The sequence below is a fragment of the Serratia sp. BIGb0234 genome (genome assembly GCF_024809915.1).
Taxonomy (GTDB): domain Bacteria; phylum Pseudomonadota; class Gammaproteobacteria; order Enterobacterales; family Enterobacteriaceae; genus Serratia; species Serratia liquefaciens.
Genome location: NZ_JANUEI010000002.1, coordinates 758,695 through 776,508 on the forward strand (window position 1 = coordinate 758,695; position 17,814 = coordinate 776,508).

The 17,814-nt window shown below is 56.1% G+C and carries 15 protein-coding genes; 1 reads left to right on the forward strand and 14 read right to left on the reverse strand.

Features of this window, described 5'->3' with window-relative positions; translation table 11 throughout:
* Nucleotides 1-125: 125 nt before the first annotated feature.
* Nucleotides 126-1,001, forward strand: coding sequence for a LysR family transcriptional regulator (locus tag M2407_RS10525; protein ID WP_128864613.1), 876 nt, complete (start codon nucleotides 126-128; stop codon nucleotides 999-1,001).
* 74 nt (nucleotides 1,002-1,075) lie between these two features.
* Here M2407_RS10525 and nuoN read toward each other — a convergent pair whose 3' ends face one another.
* The 14 genes from nuoN to lrhA all read right to left on the reverse strand — a co-directional run bounded on the left by nuoN (nucleotide 1,076) and on the right by lrhA (nucleotide 17,813).
* Entirely contained in the window at nucleotides 1,076-2,533 is a 1,458-nt protein-coding gene (nuoN, locus tag M2407_RS10530; RefSeq protein ID WP_044552632.1) for an NADH-quinone oxidoreductase subunit NuoN, read from the reverse strand.
* Between the two features lie 6 nt (nucleotides 2,534-2,539).
* Entirely contained in the window at nucleotides 2,540-4,069 is a 1,530-nt protein-coding gene (gene nuoM / locus M2407_RS10535; RefSeq protein ID WP_020827841.1) for an NADH-quinone oxidoreductase subunit M, read from the reverse strand.
* Nucleotides 4,070-4,169: 100 nt separating this feature from the next.
* The gene (nuoL, locus tag M2407_RS10540; RefSeq protein WP_020827842.1) at nucleotides 4,170-6,017 is read right to left on the reverse strand and encodes an NADH-quinone oxidoreductase subunit L; all 1,848 of its coding nucleotides are present in this window, start codon (nucleotides 6,015-6,017) and stop codon (nucleotides 4,170-4,172) included.
* On the reverse strand, nucleotides 6,014-6,316 hold the full coding sequence (gene nuoK / locus M2407_RS10545; protein WP_012146014.1) for an NADH-quinone oxidoreductase subunit NuoK: 303 nt from the start codon (nucleotides 6,314-6,316) through the stop codon (nucleotides 6,014-6,016). The genes nuoL and nuoK overlap by 4 nt, the downstream gene beginning before the upstream one ends.
* Nucleotides 6,313-6,873 (reverse strand): NADH-quinone oxidoreductase subunit J, encoded by a 561-nt coding sequence (gene nuoJ, locus M2407_RS10550; RefSeq protein WP_020827843.1) that lies wholly within the window; start codon nucleotides 6,871-6,873, stop codon nucleotides 6,313-6,315. The genes nuoK and nuoJ overlap by 4 nt, the downstream gene beginning before the upstream one ends.
* Nucleotides 6,874-6,886: 13 nt before the next feature.
* Nucleotides 6,887-7,429, reverse strand: a complete 543-nt coding sequence (gene nuoI, locus M2407_RS10555; RefSeq protein ID WP_004947256.1) for an NADH-quinone oxidoreductase subunit NuoI — start codon at nucleotides 7,427-7,429, stop codon at nucleotides 6,887-6,889.
* A 14-nt stretch (nucleotides 7,430-7,443) separates the two neighbouring features.
* Nucleotides 7,444-8,421, reverse strand: coding sequence for an NADH-quinone oxidoreductase subunit NuoH (nuoH, locus tag M2407_RS10560; RefSeq protein WP_020827844.1), 978 nt, complete (start codon nucleotides 8,419-8,421; stop codon nucleotides 7,444-7,446).
* The gene (gene nuoG, locus M2407_RS10565; protein WP_041415534.1) at nucleotides 8,418-11,156 is read right to left on the reverse strand and encodes an NADH-quinone oxidoreductase subunit NuoG; all 2,739 of its coding nucleotides are present in this window, start codon (nucleotides 11,154-11,156) and stop codon (nucleotides 8,418-8,420) included. The genes nuoH and nuoG overlap by 4 nt, the downstream gene beginning before the upstream one ends.
* 79 nt (nucleotides 11,157-11,235) lie before the next feature.
* Nucleotides 11,236-12,588: an NADH-quinone oxidoreductase subunit NuoF gene (gene nuoF, locus M2407_RS10570; protein WP_020827846.1), complete on the reverse strand. Its 1,353-nt coding sequence runs from the start codon at nucleotides 12,586-12,588 to the stop codon at nucleotides 11,236-11,238.
* Complete coding sequence (gene nuoE / locus M2407_RS10575) at nucleotides 12,585-13,136, reverse strand: NADH-quinone oxidoreductase subunit NuoE (RefSeq protein WP_104410952.1); 552 nt, start codon at nucleotides 13,134-13,136, stop codon at nucleotides 12,585-12,587. The genes nuoF and nuoE overlap by 4 nt, the downstream gene beginning before the upstream one ends.
* Nucleotides 13,137-13,138: 2 nt before the next feature.
* Nucleotides 13,139-14,935 carry an NADH-quinone oxidoreductase subunit C/D gene (gene nuoC / locus M2407_RS10580; protein WP_020827848.1) on the reverse strand — a complete coding sequence of 599 codons (1,797 nt, stop codon included), beginning with the start codon at nucleotides 14,933-14,935 and terminating at the stop codon, nucleotides 13,139-13,141.
* Nucleotides 14,936-15,031: 96 nt separating this feature from the next.
* Nucleotides 15,032-15,706 carry an NADH-quinone oxidoreductase subunit B family protein gene (locus M2407_RS10585; RefSeq protein WP_012146021.1) on the reverse strand — a complete coding sequence of 225 codons (675 nt, stop codon included), beginning with the start codon at nucleotides 15,704-15,706 and terminating at the stop codon, nucleotides 15,032-15,034.
* 23 nt (nucleotides 15,707-15,729) lie between these two features.
* Nucleotides 15,730-16,167, reverse strand: coding sequence for an NADH-quinone oxidoreductase subunit A (locus M2407_RS10590; RefSeq protein ID WP_020827849.1), 438 nt, complete (start codon nucleotides 16,165-16,167; stop codon nucleotides 15,730-15,732).
* 710 nt (nucleotides 16,168-16,877) lie between these two features.
* A complete protein-coding gene (gene lrhA, locus M2407_RS10595; protein WP_044552638.1) occupies nucleotides 16,878-17,813 on the reverse strand; it encodes a transcriptional regulator LrhA in 936 nt (311 codons plus the stop codon).
* Nucleotide 17,814: the final 1 nt, after the last annotated feature.

The following is a 17,814-nucleotide window of genomic DNA, read 5'->3' on the forward strand; positions in this document are numbered from 1 at the left end:
TCATATCCTGAAACATAATTAATAATTATGATACGTGGGCCTCATTTGCAGCCAAAACCAGAGCCGGTACGGTTGCGCAATAATGAACACAGACAAGACCGATAAGCCTGCACAAAGGAAATGGCATGATGAATTGGGATGATGCACGCTTCTTCCTGGCGGTCGCACGCTGCGGCACTTTACGAAAAGCCGCCAATGAACTACACGTCGACCAAGCCACCGTCGGGCGGCGTATTACCGCTTTTGAAGAGAGCCTGGGATCCAAACTGTTTATCCGTACGCCTAAATCGTTCTCCCTCAGTCCGTTGGGAGAAGAAATGCTGGCGGACGTCATGAACATGGAGAACTCGGTGCAGGCGATTGGCCGCAAAGCCACCAGTGGCGACGACAGCCTGTGCGGTAACGTACGCATCGCCACCACCGATACCATGGCCGAGGCTTTTGTCATCCCGGCGCTGAAGGCGCTGCGAGAACAATACCCGTTAATCACCGTCACCATGCTGACGGCGGTCAATATCTCTGATATTTCGTACCGTGGCGCAGATCTGGCGATCCGCGGCGCCCGTCCCGAATCCGATGAGCTGATTATCAAACGCATGGCCACCATCGAAATGGGGCTGTATGCGACGCAGGACTATCTCGACAAACACGGCATGCCGACCAAGGGCGACCATCTGCGGGGTCATGACCTGCTGATGTTCCCGCGAGAACTGGTGCCCCGTCACTGGAACAACTTCTGTGGCGAAACGCTGATCGATCCTAACGTGGTGCTGCAGTGCAATTCGCAGTTGCTGCTGCGCTCTGCAACGCGCAATGGGTTGGGGATTGGCCTGCTGTCCTCGTTCCTGGCGGATAAGGACCCGGACCTGGTGCGAATTTTCCCGGAAAACAAAGACTGGGTAGATATCTGGCTGGTGCTGCATCCTGACCTGCAGCGTGCCGCCAGGGTGCGTGCCGTAGTCCAGGCGCTGGAAACCTCATTTAAAAACAATCCCGGCTGACCCACATAAACGCCCCTGCCCCACGCCATAAAAAAAGGTCGCCGAAGCGACCTTTTTTACTGCCCTGATGCCCATCAGAACATCGGTTGTGCCATCTGTACCAGCGTAATCAGCGGCTGCGGATAAACACCCAGCAACAGCACCAACGCGGCGGAGATCAACACCACTACGCCGCCTGCGGTCAACGCCCAGTTATTTGGGGTATCGCGCTGCAGCGCTTCCGGCGCGCTGAGGAACAGGCTGACGGTGACGCGCAGGTAGTAGTACAAACCAATGGCGCTACCCAGCACCACGGCGCCGGTCAACCACCACAGGTGAGCGCTGACGCCCATTGCGATCACGAAGAACTTACCGATAAAGCCCAGGGTCATCGGGATACCGGCCAGTGACAGCATCATCACCGTCATGACGGCGGACAGAATGGGCTTATGCCAGAACAGACCGCGGTAGGAGAACAGTGAATCTGCATCCGGGCCACGGTACGGGCTGGACATCAGGCTGACCACGCCGAACGCGCCCAGGCTGCTGAACAGGTAACCGGCCAGGTAAACCCCGGCGGTTTCCAGCGACAGCTGGTGGGTTTGCACCGCAATCAGCGCCACCAGCAGATAACCCAGGTGTGCAATCGACGAGTAACCCAGCAGACGCTTGATGTTGGTCTGGCTGATGGCCATCAGGTTGCCGAACAAAATCGAACAAACGGCAATGATCGACAGCACCATGCGCAGCGCTTCGTTGTCGGCAGCAGGCGCATACAGGAACAGACGCATAACGACCGCAAAGATAGCAATCTTGCTGGCGGTGGCCAGGAAGGTTGAAACCGGCGCAGGCGCCCCCTGATACACATCCGGCGTCCACAGTTGGAACGGCACCAGCGACAGCTTGAAGCCCAGACCGACAATCATCATGCCCATACCGGCCAGGATCAGCGGCTGGTGCATCATGTTTTCTTGCAGGCTCTTGCCCAGGCCGGCCAGCGACAAGTCACCGGACTCCGCATACAGCAACGCCATACCGAACAGCAGGAAGGACGACGCCGCGGCGGACAGCAGCATGTACTTGATGGCCGCTTCCAGCGGTCGCTTCTGGCGGTAGGCGTAGCCCACCAGACCAAACAGCGGCAGCGAGATCAGTTCAATACCGAGGAACAGCGAGGCAAGATGGTTGGCGCTCGCCAGCAGAATGCCACCCAGGGTAGCAATCAGCACCAGCAGATAGAACTCTTCGCGGTTGTCCGGGTAACCGACCAGCCACGGATAGGCAAAGGTACAGGTCGCCAGACTCGCCAATATCACCAGCCCGGTATAGAACATCGAGTAGCCGTCAACCCGCAGCAGCGGGGTGACATCCATTGGGCCTGCCTGGCCGACAAAGTACAGCGAAAGCAGCGCCAGGTTTAGCCCGATCACGGTCAGGGTGGCGTTGATAAAGTGGTCGCGTCGCCACGCAATGCCTAGCATCACAACCACCACCGTCAATCCGACGATCAACAGCGGCAACAGTGCGATCAGTTGTTGAGGAGTTATTGTCATGGCGAATTACGGCCTTGTTGTTGAAATTGCTGAAACTGACGAACCAAACCAGTGTTGCACGTTGCTCATCGCCGCATTAGAAGTGTCCAGAATCGGTTGTGGGTAGAACCCCAACAGAACCAGCAACACCACCAACAGCAGAATGATGAACAGCTCACGCGCGGTCATGCCCGGCAAAGGTTGGTCAGACTTGGCTTTGCCGTAGTAGGCACGCTGCATCATGATCAACGAGTAAACCGAAGCAAACACCAGACCGAAGGTAGAAATCACGGTGATCACCGGCACAACCTGATAGCTGCCGAACAGGATCATGAATTCACCGACGAAGTTACCGGTACCCGGCATCCCCAACGTAGCCACCGCGAAGAACAGCGACAGCGCAGGGATGTATTTGATACGCCCCCACAGGCCGCCCATTTCACGCATGTCGCGAGTGTGCAGACGTTCGTACAACTGGCCACAGATGATGAACATACCGGCCGCAGACAGGCCGTGTGCAATCATCTGGATCACTGCACCCTGGTAAGCCAGTTGGCTGCCGGTGTAGATGGCGATCAGGACGAAGCCCATATGGGAAACCGAGGTGTAAGCGATCAGACGCTTGATATCGGTCTGCGCAAACGCCATCCAGGCGCCGTAGAAGATACCGATAACACCCAGCCACATGGCGATTGGCGCGAACTCATGCGAAGCTTCCGGGAACAGCGGCAGGCTGAAGCGCAACAGGCCATAGGCCGCGGTCTTCAGCAAGATCCCCGCCAGGTCGACAGAACCTGCGGTAGGAGCCTGGCTGTGCGCATCCGGCAACCAGCCGTGCAACGGCACCACCGGCATTTTCACCGCGAAGGCAATGAAGAAGCCCAGCATCAACAGGTATTGCACGTTGTGTGACATTGGCGTTTGCAGCAGGTCTTCGTAATCGAAGGTCCACACGCCGGTCGCGTTATAGTGCACAAACACCAGGCCCATAATGGCAATCAGCATCACCAGACCGCTGGCCTGGGTATAGATGAAGAACTTGGTAGCCGCAGTGATGCGGGTTTTCCCGTCCGACGCCTTGTGACCCCAGAGTGCGATCAGGAAGTACATCGGCACCAACATCATTTCCCAGAAGAAGAAGAACAGGAACATGTCGATGGCGAGGAACACGCCGATAACCCCACCCAGGATCCACAGCAGGTTCAGGTGGAAGAAGCCCTGGTATTTCTGGATTTCACGCCAGGAACAGAGGATAGCCAACACGCCCAGCAGGCCGGTCAGCACTACCATCAGCAGTGAAAGTCCGTCCAGCGCCAGGTGGATGGAAATGCCAAAGCGTGGGATCCACGGCAGCAGGAATTCAGACTGCCACTGCGGTATGCCTTTCGGCGTAGTCAACGTGTAGCCGCCCTGCATCCACAGATGCAGAGAAAGCGCCAATGTCAGCCCCATTGCGATCAACGCAATCCAGCGCGGCACCTTAGTACCGAAGCGCTCAAACTGCCAGCACAGCAGACCGCCAATAAAGGGGATAAGAATTAGCCAAGGTAATAGCATGGCGTTTTGTGTCCCTTATACGAATAATTTCAAACTTTGTACGTAGCGCCTGCCCTGCAGAGCGCTACGCCCGAAAAATGCGTCTGTTTAAATTATTCAATTAAACCAAAATCAACAGAGCCAATACGACCACTGCACCCACACCCATAGACGCTATATACCAACGCACCTGACCGTTCTCGCTCACTGTCAGACCACGGTTCCCCCAGCGGGAGAAAATGGCCGGCAGGTTCATCATCGAGTTCAGCGGATCACGTTGCAGCAACTTCGCAATACCCAGGTACGGCTTGACGAATACTTTGTCGTACAGCCAGTCGAAGCCCCAGGCATGGAACCACCAGGTAGAGAAGAAACGTCCCGGTGCGCTATTGGCGATGCGGGTAACCAGGGTACGTTTGCCCAGCCACAGCGCCGCCGCTAACAGGATGCCAACAATAGCCACTACGCCGGAGGTAATTTCCAACTGCAGCACGCTACCGTGCGCCAGCTCGGTGGTATCTGGCAGTACGCCCTGCAGTGGCGGAACAATCATCGCGCCAACGAAGGTGGACAGCACCAGCAGAACCAACAGCGGCAGGTGGTGAGTGATGCCTTTACCGGCATGCGCTTTGATTTTCTCTTCGCCATGGAACACGATGAAAATCATACGGAAGGTGTACAGCGAGGTCATGAACGCACCGACCAGGCCGGCAATCATCAGGTTGATGTGACCGTTGGCCATCGCACCCGCCAGGATCTCATCCTTACTGAAGAAGCCTGCGGTGATCAGCGGCAGTGCCGACAGCGCAGCGCCCCCCACCAGGAAGCAGACGTAAACCAGTGGAATGCTCTTGCGCAGGCCGCCCATCTTGAAGATGTTCTGCTCGTGATGGCAAGCCAGGATCACTGAACCGGAGGAGAGGAACAGCAGCGCCTTGAAGAACGCATGGGTCATCAGATGGAAGATTGCTGCATCCCACGCCTGCACACCCAACGCCAGGAACATGTAACCAATCTGGCTCATGGTGGAGTAGGCAAGTACGCGTTTGATGTCAGTCTGTACCAGCGCGGCAAAGCCGGCCAGCACCAGGGTCACTGCCCCGATAATGCCCACCAGATGCAACACTTCCGGCGCCATCAGGAACAGGCCGTGCGTACGGGCAATCAGGTAAACGCCCGCGGTCACCATGGTCGCCGCGTGGATCAGTGCGGAAACCGGGGTTGGACCCGCCATGGCGTCTGCCAGCCAGGTCTGCAACGGCAGCTGCGCTGATTTACCGACCGCGCCGCCCAGCAACATCAGGGTAGCCCAGGTGATCGCCGTATCGCCGACCGCCAGTTTTTGCGGTGCCAGGATCATCAGTTCGCGGATGTTCAGCGTGCCCAGCTCGTTGTAGAGGATGAACAGCGCGAACGCCAGGAACACGTCGCCGACGCGGGTCACGATGAAGGCTTTCATCGCCGCCGCACCGTTGGCCGGATCCTTGTAGTAGAAGCCGATCAGCAGGTAGCTGCACAGGCCCACGCCTTCCCAGCCCAGGTACATCAGCAACAGGTTGTCTGCCAGTACCAATACCACCATGCTGGCGATAAACAGGTTGGTGTAAGCGAAGAAGCGCGAGTAGCCCTCTTCACCGCGCATGTACCAGGACGCGAACATGTGGATGAAGAAGCCCACGCCGGTGACCACGGACAACATGGTCAACGACAGGCCGTCCAGCGTCAAAGTCACGCCGATATTAAAGTTACCGACGGTCATCCAGTTCCACAGGCTCTGCTCAAACAGCTGCACGCCCGTCGCTTTCTGGGCGAAGAAATCCATCGCCACATGCACCGTGACCAACGCAGCCAGGCCGATAGAGCCTACGCCAATGGTTGCCGAGACGTTCTCAGACCAGCGGCCTCGGGAAAAGGCCAACAGCAGGAACCCGATCAGCGGTAGCAGAATAGTTAAATATAATAGGTTCATCCGCGCATCTCACTGACAGTATCAATATTCAGGGTATGACGGCGACGGTAGAGCTGCAGCAGCAACGCCAGACCGATACTGGCCTCGGCTGCCGCCAAACTGATCGCCAGGATGTACATCACCTGCCCATCCGGTTGGCCCCAGTAACTACCCGCCACGATAAACGCCAATGCTGCGGCGTTGATCATCACTTCCAGACTGATCAGCATAAACAGCAGATTACGACGAACCAGCAACCCGGTCAGACCCAGGACGAACAGGATCGCCGCCAGAATCAGGCCATGTTGAAGAGGGATCATGCTTGCTCCTCCGATTTTCTTCTCGCCATTTCGCCACCAACCGGCGCGTTGCTCAACACCTCACCCGGTTTGTGCTCACGGCCAATGTGGAAGGCAACAACCAGACCTGCCAACAGCAGCATTGAAGCCAGCTCAACCGCCAACACGTAAGGACCGAACAGGCTGATCCCCACGGCTTTGGCGTCTACCATCTCACCGCTGATGCCCTGATCGGACACGCTGCGAATCGCGAAAATCAGCACCGCCAGCAGCAGCAACGACAGCAGGCCCGGACCGATCCATACCGACGGCTTCAGCCAGTCGCGCTCTTGCTTTTGTACCGCGCTGCCGAGGTTCAACATCATGACCACGAACACGAACAGCACCATGATGGCACCGGCGTAAACGATGATCTCCAACGCCGCTGCGAAGTACGCGCCGAGTGAGAAGAAGACTGCAGAGATCGCCAACAGCGAGACGATCAGATACAGCAACGCATGCACAGGATTGGTATGCGAGATCACGCGAATGGTCGCGATCACCGCAATCAAACCTGCCAGATAAAAGGCAATTTCCATGCTTGCTGGCTCCTTAAGGCAACAGACCTTTGACGTCGATCGGTTTGGCTTCGTTTTCGGCTTCGCCCTTGGCTTTGCCGTCAATCGCCATACCGGCCATCCGGTAGAAGTTATATTCCGGATATTTACCCGGCCCCGAGATCAACAGATCTTCTTTTTCGTACACCAGGTCCTGGCGTTTGAACTCACCCATTTCGAAATCCGGCGTCAGCTGGATCGCGGTAGTTGGGCAAGCTTCTTCGCACAGGCCGCAGAAAATGCAGCGCGAGAAGTTGATGCGGAAGAACTCCGGATACCAACGGCCATCTTTCTGTTCTGCTTTTTGCAGCGAGATACAGCCCACCGGGCAGGCAACCGCACACAGGTTACAGGCTACGCAACGCTCTTCACCGTCCGGATCGCGCGTCAGCACGATACGGCCACGGTAACGCGGCGGCAGGTAAACCGGTTCTTCCGGATACATCTGGGTTTCGCGCTTGGCGAAGGCATGCAGGCCTATCATCCAAATGCTGCGCACCTGGGTGCCGAAACCAACCAATAACTCTTTCAATGTCATGGTTTATTCACCCCTTATTGAGCGTTGTACAAAATGACTGCGGCAGTTGCCAGCAGGTTCAGCAGCGTCAGCGGCAGACACACTTTCCAGCCGAAGGCCATTACCTGGTCATAGCGCGGACGTGGCAGAGCAGCACGAATCAGAATGAACATCATCATGAAGAAAGCCGTTTTCAGCGCGAACCAGATGAATGGCGGCAGGAATGGACCCTGCCAGCCACCGAAGAACAACGTCACAATCAGGGCAGAAACGGTGACGATACCGATGTACTCACCCACGAAGAACAGACCGAACTTCATGCCGGAGTATTCAATGTGGTAACCGTCAGCCAGTTCCTGCTCGGCTTCCGGTTGGTCAAACGGGTGACGGTGACACACCGCAACGCCGGCAATCGCAAAGGTCACGAAACCGAAGAATTGCGGGATGACGTTCCACAGATGCGCCTGAGATTCAACAATGGTCTGCATGTTGAAGGAGTCCGCCTGCGCCACCACGCCCATCAGCGACAGGCCGATGAACACTTCGTAGCTCAGGGTTTGCGCAGAAGCACGCATCGCCCCCAACAGCGAGTATTTGTTGTTGCTCGACCAGCCGGCAAACAGCACGGCGTATACCGCCAGGCCGGCCATCATCAGGAAGAACAAAATACCGATGTTGAGGTCTGACACCGCCCAGGTCGGACTGACCGGGACGATGGCAAATGCCAGCAACAGGGAAGTGAAGGCGATCATCGGCGCCAGGGTGAAGATCACCCGGTCGGAGAATTTCGGAACCCAGTCTTCCTTGAAGAACATTTTGATCATGTCGGCGACCAGTTGCAGCGAACCGCCCCAGCCGACACGGTTTGGTCCGTAACGGTTCTGGAACAGGCCGAGCAGGCGACGTTCGCCGAAGCTCATGAAAGCACCGCAGGTGACGACGACCAGCAGGATCACTACCGCTTTAAGCACGGAGATCAGAATGTCGATCACCTCAGGGGTAAACCAGCTCATCGTGTTGCCTCCCGCAGATTTTCAACCGTCGCACCCACCAATACCGGCGGGATCCCTGGCAAGCCGAGCGGTAAGCCCACCTGGCCCTGGGTCAGCGTTTCACTCAGGCGCACCGGCAGACGCAGCGTCTGGCCCGCACAGCTGAACTCCACCAGCGCACCGGCATTCACGCCAAGCGTAGCGGCATCCGCCGGGTTCACCATCACGTAGGCCTCTGGCATACGCTGCTGGATCACGCCGGAACGCTGTGACATTTCATCACTGCCGAACAGGTGGTAATAAGGCGCGACACGCCAGCCTTGCTCATGATCAAAGGCGGCAGGCACCTGGGTGAAGTAATCCAGCTTGCCCTCCCCTGCTTCGATCAGACGCACGCCCGGATCGCCATGGCGCAGCTTGCCGCCCACTTCGGCCTGGAACTTGTTCCATGCCTGCGGTGAGTTCCAACCTGGTGCCCAGGCGAACGGGATCTGCTGACGATCGGCCAGCGGGCTGTTGTTGCCCTCCATCGAGAAGGCGAACATGGTGTCTTTATCCTGCGGCTGACGCGGCTCGTGCACGCTGATGTTGGCGCGCATAGCCGTACGACCACTGGAACGATGTGGCGAACGTGCCAATTTTTGACCTCGGATGCGGAAACTTGCGTCCGGTGCCGCGTCCACAATGCCCTGCAGCTGCGGCAACGCGGTAACACAGGCTTCGATAACGTGATCGAGCTGCGTCCAGTCCACGTGACGGCTGGTATAGGTGGAATGCAGCGAGTGCATCCAACGCCAGCTTTCCAGCATTACGGTGTAAACGTCTTTTTTCGCGTCGTCGTAGTAGGCCGGATCGTAAACCTGGAAGAAACGCTGTGCGCGACCCTCCTGGTTGACCAGGGTACCGTCGCTTTCTGCAAAGCTGGCCGCCGACAGGATCAGGTTGGCCCGATCCATGATCGCGGTGCGCTGATGATCAACCACGATCAGGTTGCTGACCTTGGCCAACGCGGCGTCCACTTTTGCCGCCTGCGCATGCCGGTAGAGATCGTTTTCCATCACGATAGCGGTGTCTGCTTCGCCGTTTTCCAGCTGCGACAGCGCCTGATCGAGCGAACCACCGCCAATCATCGACAAACCGATGCTGTTGGCCGCGCTGGCCACGAAGGTGATACCCACATCAGAGCCGCGATCCTTCAGCGCTTTGGCGATGTTGGCCGCCGCTTCGATGATGGCTTCGCTGCCGGCGTTGCTACCGGTGACGATCAGCGGTTTACGTGCGTCGGTCAGCGCCTGCACGATGATATCGACTTTCTTGTTCAGGCCGTCAGCCAAATCGTTGACCGCCGGTGCCGCATTATCCAGCCCGTGGGCGATGGCGAAGCCGAGACGCGCTTGCTCATCTACCGGTGCACGGTAGTTCCACGCAGCGATGTCGTCCAGACGGGTGTTGTCCACGTTGGTGACGAACAGTGGGTACTTGGCATGCTGACCAATGTTTTGTATCGCGGCAATCTGCCAGTCGGCAACGCGCTGGGCTGCAGCCATGGCGCGAGCCTTGCCCTTCACCGCCTGACGTACCGACAAAGCAATACGTGCGCCGGTCTGGGTCAGATCTTCACCCAGCACCAATACCGCGTCGTAGCCTTCAATTTCGCGCAGCGCAGGCGTGTGAACGCCGCTGTTTTGCAGCACGTTCAGCATCAGGTTCAGACGACCCTGTTCCGCCTGTGAAATACCGGTGTAGAAATTCTCGGCACCGACCAGTTCACGCAGTGCGAAGTTGCTTTCCAGACTGGCGCGGGGTGAGCCGATACCGATGGTTTTCTTCGCCTGACGCAGGATGTCCGCCGCGCCCTGCATAGCCTGTTCGGCGTTCAGGGTGATCCAATCGTTGCCGCGCAGCTGCTGTGGCTGACGTGGACGATCTTTCTGGTTCACGTAGCCATAACCGAAGCGGCCGCGGTCGCACAGGAAGTAGTGGTTCACGCTGCCGTTATAGCGGTTTTCGATGCGACGCAATTCACCATAGCGCTCGCCCGGGCTGGTGTTACAGCCGATGCTGCACTGCTGGCAAATGCTTGGCGCAAACTGCATGTCCCACTTACGGTTATAACGCTCGGAGTGGGTTTTGTCGGTGAACACGCCGGTCGGGCACACTTCTACCAGGTTGCCGGAGAACTCGCTTTCCAGCGTGCCGCTCTCAACACGACCGAAGTAGACGTTATCGTGCGCGCCGTACACACCGAAGTCGGTGCCGTCCGCATAATCCTTGTAATAGCGCACACAACGGTAGCAGGCGATGCAGCGGTTCATCTCATGCGAGATAAACGGCCCCAGTTCCTGGTTATTGTGGGTACGCTTGCTGAAGCGGTATTTACGGAAGCTGTGGCCGGTCATTACTGTCATATCCTGCAGGTGACAGTTACCGCCTTCTTCACATACCGGACAGTCGTGTGGGTGGTTGGTCATCAACCACTCAACCACGCTTTCACGGAACTGTTTGGCTTCGGCATCGTCGATGGAAATAAAGGTTCCATCGGATGCCGGTGTCATACAAGACATCACCAAACGGCCACGCGTATCTTCCGCGTTTTGGTATTGCTTTACCGCACATTGGCGGCAAGCGCCGACGCTTCCCAGCGCCGGATGCCAGCAAAAGTAAGGAATATCGAGGCCGAGAGAGAGACAAGCCTGCAACAGGTTGTCAGCTCCATCTACGTCGTATTCTTTGCCGTCTACATGAATCGTAGCCATAGTCAGCATGCTTCCAAGTGGCCTGCCTTGCGGCAGGCGTTAATCAAAAATTCTGGCCGTGTCGTCGGGGCGAGTCGGCTTACCAGCGTTGCTTCAGCAGGTTGTTCGGCTGAATGCCGCCAATCGCATGCGCGTTACTGAAATGCTTCACGGCGATGCCCGCTTCGAACTCTTCACGGAAATATTTAATTGCGCTTTGCAGTGGCTCTACGGCACCTGGCGCGTGGGCGCAGAAGGTTTTGCCCGGGCCGAGGGAACGGCACAGCTGCTCGAGGGTTTCGATATCCCCCGGCTGCCCTTGGCCATTTTCCAACGCACGCAGGATCTTCACGCTCCACGGCAGGCCGTCACGGCATGGCGTACACCAACCGCAGGACTCGCGAGCGAAGAACTCTTCCAGGTTGCGCACCAACGGAACCATACCGATTTCGTGGTCCACCGCCATCGCCAGCGCGGTGCCAAGACGGCTGCCGGCTTTACCGATGTTCTCGAAGTCCATCGGCAAATCGAGATGATCGGCAGTCAGGAAGTCGGTCCCTGCACCACCTGGCTGCCAGGCTTTGAAACGCAGTCCGTCACGCATGCCACCGGCGTAATCTTCCAGAATTTCACGTGCGGTGGTACCAAACGGCAGCTCCCAAACGCCTGGGTTTTTCACCCGGCCGGAGAAGCCCATCAGTTTGGTCCCGGCGTCGTTACTTTTGCCGGCGGAGATCCCCTTGTACCAGTCAATGCCGTTCGCCAGAATGGCCGGCACGTTACACAGGGTTTCTACGTTGTTAACGCAGGTCGGTTTGCCCCATACGCCGGAGGAAGCCGGGAATGGTGGCTTGGAGCGCGGGTTGGCGCGGCGGCCTTCCAGCGAGTTAATCAGCGCGGTTTCTTCGCCGCAGATGTAGCGACCGGCACCGGTATGAACAATCAGCTCGAAGTCGAAACCGCTGCCCATGATGTTCTTGCCCAGATACCCGGCTTCGGTAGCTTCGGCAATCGCACGACGCAAATGCACCGCCGCTTCGATGTACTCACCGCGCAGGAAGATATAGCCGCGGTAAGCCTTCAGCGCGAAAGCCGAGATCAGCATGCCTTCCACCAACAGGTGCGGCATCTGTTCCATCAGCAAGCGGTCTTTATAGGTGCCCGGCTCCATTTCATCGGCGTTACACAGCAGGTAACGGATGTTCATGGATTCGTCTTTCGGCATCAGGCTCCACTTCAGACCGGTGGAGAAACCTGCGCCGCCGCGGCCTTTCAACCCGGCGTCTTTCACCAGGTTGACGATCTCGTCCGGAGCCAGGCCTTTAATGGCCTTTTCGGCGCCCGCATAGCCGTTTTTGCTGCGGTATTCATCCAGCCAGACCGGCTGTTTGTCATCGCGCAGTCGCCAGGTCAGCGGGTGCATTTCGGGAGTGCGTACAATGTCTTTAATCATTGATACTGCTCCAGTAGCGTCTCGATATCTTCAGGCTTCAGCTGACTGTGAGTGTCCTCATCAATCATCATGGTCGGCCCTTTATCGCAGTTGCCCAGACAGCAGGTTGGCAGCAGAGTGAAGCGACCATCAAAGGTGGTTTGACCCGGTTTGATGCTCAGCTTCTTCTCGATGGCGGCCTGAATGCCCTGGTAACCGGTGATGTGACAAACAACGCTGTCACAATAACGGATCACGTGACGTCCTACTGGCTGACGGAAAATCTGGCTGTAGAACGTGGCCACGCCTTCTACGTCGCTGGCAGGAATGCCCAGCACTTCCGCGATGGCATAAATCGCACCGTCCGGAACCCAGCCGCGCTGCTTCTGCACAATTTTCAGTGCTTCGATTGAGGCGGCGCGTGGATCCTCGTAATGGTGCTTTTCGTGCTCGATCGCATCACGTTCTTCCGCGCTCAGCTCAAATGCATCAACGCCGCTCTGAGGAGCGGCCGCATTGATGGGTTCAAGCGCTTCGTTATTCGCGTGATTGTCTTTTTGATCATGCATAGTTAGCGGTCCACATCTGACATTACAAAATCGATACTACCCAGATAGACGATCAGGTCGGAGACCAGGCTGCCACGGATTACCGCTGGGATTTGCTGCAGGTGCGCGAAGCTTGGCGTACGTACCCGGGTGCGGTAGCTCATGGTGCTGCCGTCGCTGGTCAGGTAGTAGCTGTTGATCCCTTTGGTGGCTTCAATCATCTGGAATGATTCGTTGGCTGGCATCACCGGGCCCCAGGAAACCTGCAGGAAGTGGGTGATCAGCGTTTCAATGTGCTGCAGCGTACGCTCTTTCGGCGGCGGCGTGGTCAGCGGGTGATCGGCCTTGAACGGGCCTTCCGGCATGTTGTTCAGGCACTGCTCAAGGATGCGCAGGCTCTGGCGCAGCTCTTCTACCTTCAGCATCACGCGGGTGTAGCAATCGCTGTTGCCGTCGCCGACCGGGATTTCGAAGTCGAAATTCTCATAGCCGGAATACGGACGCCATTTGCGCACGTCGAACTCGATACCGGTAGCACGCAGGCCGGCGCCGGTCACGCCCCACTCCAATGCCTCTTTGGCATTGTAGGATGCAACACCCACGGAACGGCCTTTCAGGATACTGTTCTTCAGCGCAGCCTTGACGTAGGAATCCAGGCGTTTTGGCATCCACTCCAGGAATTCACGCAGCAGACGATCCCAACCGCGCGGCAGATCGTGTGCAACACCGCCAATACGGAACCAGGCCGGGTGCATACGGAAACCGGTGATCGCTTCCACCAGATCGTAGATTTTCTGACGGTCGGTAAAGGCGAAGAACACCGGGGTCATGGCGCCGACGTCTTGAATGAACGTACTGATGTACAGCAGGTGGCTGTTGATGCGGAACAGTTCGGACAGCATTACGCGGATAGTGTCAACGCGCTCCGGCACCTTGATACCGGCCAGCTTTTCAACCGCCAACACGTAAGGCATTTCGTTCACGCAGCCGCCGAGGTACTCGATACGGTCGGTGTACGGAATGTAGCTGTGCCAGGACTGACGCTCGCCCATTTTCTCGGCGCCACGGTGGTGGTAACCGATATCAGGAACGCAGTCGACGATCTCTTCGCCATCCAGTTGCAGAATGATACGGAATGCACCGTGCGCAGATGGGTGGTTCGGGCCAAGGTTGAGGAACATGAAGTCCTCGTTCTCGGTGCCACGCTTCATGCCCCAGTCTTCCGGCTTGAAGGTCAGCGCTTCCATTTCCAGATCTTCTTTCTGTTTGGTCAACACAAAGGGATCGAACTCGGTGGCGCGCGCCGGATAATCCTTACGCAGCGGGTGGCCTTCCCAGGTTTGCGGCATCATGATGCGCGTCAGGTGCGGGTGGCCGTCGAAGGTAATACCGAACATTTCCCAGGTTTCGCGCTCATACCAGTTGGCATTAGGGAAAACCTTGGTTGCTGTGGGCACGTGCAGGTCTTTTTCAGACAGCGCCACTTTCAGCATGATATCGCGGTTGCGTTCGATAGAAATCAGATGGTAGAAAACAGAAAAATCCGCGGCCGGCAAACCGTCGCGGTGGGTGCGAAGACGCTCGTCCACGCCATGCAGATCGAACAGCATGACGTAAGGCTTCGGCTGTTTTCTCAAAAACGTCATTACTTCCAGTAACTGGTCAGGCTTGACCCATACCACGGGCATTCCGGTACGGGAGGGCTGAACAGTGAAGGCTTCCGGCCCAAAACGGTTGCGCAGTTCGCCAATCACCGGATCGTCGAGGTGATCTCGGGTCTGCCAGGCCGGCAAGGCGTCGTGCGTCGTTGAATCTGTCATAATTTTTTTTCACCACACTAAAGGGTTATTTCGCCGCAAGTTCACTTTTCGCTGTGTTAACCAATAGCGCACTAAGATGGACGTTAAATGAACGTCTTAAATCTCGTCAGGCGTCCGAAGGTTGGTCACCGCGATACGCTCGCCGTGTTTACGCTCTCTTTCAGACTGCATATTGGCGCGGTAAACGCCCTGATCGCCGACAACCCAGGACAGCGGACGGCGTTCTTTGCCGATCGATTCCTGCAGCAGCATCAGCGCCTGCATGTAAGCTTCTGGACGCGGTGGACAACCCGGGATATACACGTCGACCGGCAAGAATTTGTCCACGCCCTGCACGACGGAATAGATATCGTACATGCCGCCGGAGTTGGCACAGGCACCCATGGAGATCACCCACTTTGGCTCCAGCATCTGTTCGTACAGGCGCTGAATAACCGGGGCCATCTTGGTAAAGCAGGTACCGGCTACGACCATCAGGTCAGCCTGACGCGGCGAAGCACGCAATACTTCGGCACCAAAACGAGCCACGTCGTGAACGGCGGTAAACGACGTCACCATCTCCACGTAACAGCACGAAAGGCCAAAGTTATAGGGCCAAATAGAGTTTTTACGCCCCCAGTTCACCATGTCATGCAATGCATGTTCGAGTTTACCCATGTAAACCGTGCGGTGAACCTGTTGATCCAGGGGATCGGCGACGACCTCCTGTTTTTGCAGGGGGTAACGGTCGTTCTCACCGTTCGGGTCTATGCGGGTGAGCGTATAGTCCATCTTAATGCCTCGTTTTTTACCGACTACTGCGGATGACTGTTGGTGTTAGTGATCGTGCCTGGTTTACTCAGACGTTTGGAACGCGACGGTGTCCAGTCCAATGCGCCGATACGCACCAGATAAAACAGACCGGCCAATAGCACCAAAATGAAAATGGCGGCTTCGATGAAGCCAACCCAACCGCTCTCGCGAATGGAGACCGACCAGGCGTACAGGTACAAGGCTTCAACATCGAAAATAACGAAGAACATGGCGACCAGGTAGAACTTGGCGGACAGACGCATACGCGCCGTGCCGACAGAGTCGATGCCTGATTCAAACGGGGTATGTTTGGCACGCGCACGGGCTCTCCCACCCAGGAAGAACGCGCCCAGCAGCATTAAACCGCAAAGCCCGATAGCCACGACAAAAAATACGGCGAACGCCCAGTGATGAGCGATAACTTCAGTGGTTGTTGACATACTCTATGCTTACTCATCAAAAGTGGCGTCGATCGCTCTGCTCTTGTATCTGGCAGTTAGTGCACCACATCGATTTAAGGGAAGGATAAATAAACCACACAAACAAACTGCTTTTACAGCGAGTTAGGCAGCGTTTTACTGTGGGCTTTTTACTCCTTTCTATAACCTTTTGTCAACTTTGACAAAAGTATCTACACACTAGTTTACATACGTATCATTTAATTAACATTTGATGCGCCTGGCTTAGGCTAAATCGTGTCAGTTAATTGCCGTGTAGAAACAGATAGATATAAACCAACATGCACATTTCAGTTTTACTATACCATTGTCTCAGGAATCTCCTGTTCTTCCACTCACTACCTAGGGGTATTTTTTTGATCCAGGACACGTTTTCAGCATAAAACCTCAAAAAAAGTGTGGCCCTTTAATAAATTTTGTCAATTCTTGCGGTAAAAATCGCCGTGACACGCTATCAAAATAACCCTATCTATTCCAGGTCTTTAGCGGTGAAATTAATCGTTCAAAAAAACAGCGAAAGTCATTTTTTTCGTCTGATAACCGTTCTCATCACCCAGCAAAACTTAAATAAATACCCACTTCGATATCTGAATAAAATGAACTCGACATAAATAAAACTTTTACCGAATTTTGGCCAAAAAAAACCTCCGCCGAAGCAGAGGTTTTTTCATTGGGTTTAACGCTTTTTGGCATTATTCCTCATCGTCAACCAGACAGGCGTCATCTTGCAGCGATGCGCCGGGCCCGCTGAAGCTGTAGCTGTCGTTGCCGTTTTGCATGGCGCTGAATATCGCCATCGCCAGCTCATTACCGCACTGAGGATCCTTGCACAGGCTGTATTGAGTATCAGGCAACGCGGGTAACCCCTCGGTTGCACCAAGCACACGCAGGTCCGGACTCATCATTTCTATTGGGCGAACGGTAATGCCCAGCCCGGCCTTACAGGCGGCGCGAACGGCGGAAAGCGTCGAAGCCACATAGGCGATCCGCCATGGGATCCCGGCGTCATCCAGGTGTTTGATCGCCATCGCGCGGAATGGACTTGGATCGTCCATCACCACCAACGGGATCGGTTCGCCAGCCTGGAAATGGTAATCGGCCGCGCAATACCACAGGGTTGGCGAGGTACGCAGCACAATGTGCGGGCGATCTGCGGCAGCTATAGTGGTGATGGCCAGATCGACTTCGCCGCTTTCCAGCATGTCGACCATGAACGAGCTGGGTTTCACCCGGACATCAATCGCCAGTTTTGGGTACACCGACGTGACGCGGTTAAGCAAGAAAGGCAGGATGGTATCGGCGGTATCGTCGGAAGCGCCAATAGTCAGAACACCCTTTATATTGTTGTACATCAACGAAGTACAGGCTTCGTCATTGAAGCGCAGGATTTTCCTGGCGTAGCCGAGAAGCTGAATACCGTGTTCGGTCAGTAATTTATTGCGCCCATGTCGGGCAAACAACTCTTTGCCAACCAGTTGCTCTAACCGCTGCATTTGTTGGCTGACGGCTGATTGAGTGCGACAAACGGCGACTGCCGCCGCCGCAAAAGTATTCAAATCAGCAACAGCTACAAAGGTTCTTAGCAGATCGAGGTCGAGATTGAGTATCGGACGATTTGCAGTTGTCATA